The sequence below is a fragment of the Aneurinibacillus sp. UBA3580 genome (assembly GCF_002375825.1).
Lineage (GTDB): Bacteria > Bacillota > Bacilli > Aneurinibacillales > Aneurinibacillaceae > Aneurinibacillus > Aneurinibacillus danicus.
Genome location: NZ_DFMZ01000037.1, coordinates 1 through 342 on the forward strand (window position 1 = coordinate 1; position 342 = coordinate 342).

Here is a 342-nt window from a genome sequence, read left to right on the forward strand (position 1 = left end):
TCACAATTTTCACAGAAAAAAGGACACGACAGATCTGCCGCATCCTTCTTCCCACCATTTATACCAGTTCTCTCTTAACGACATCAGCGATTTGCTGTACGTACTCTTCAAGCTCAGCCTTGTTCGGACCTTCCGCCATGACGCGTACGATCGGCTCTGTACCGGATGGACGGACAAGCACGCGGCCGTTCGAGCCGAGTTTGGACTCCACTTCTTCAATCGCGGTTTTAATCGCAATATTTCCGGTCAGCTTCGTTTTATCGGCTACCCGCACGTTTACGAGAATCTGCGGGAATTGTGTCATCGTCTCCCGAGCCAGCTCGGACAGAGGCTTGCCTGCCT

The 342-nt window shown here is 52.0% G+C and carries 1 pseudogene; it reads right to left on the reverse strand.

From position 1 onward, the window contains the following. Positions 1–58 precede the first annotated feature (58 nt). Positions 59–342 (reverse strand): annotated as a pseudogene (locus tag B2899_RS05975) (phosphoglucosamine mutase); the annotation flags it as partial.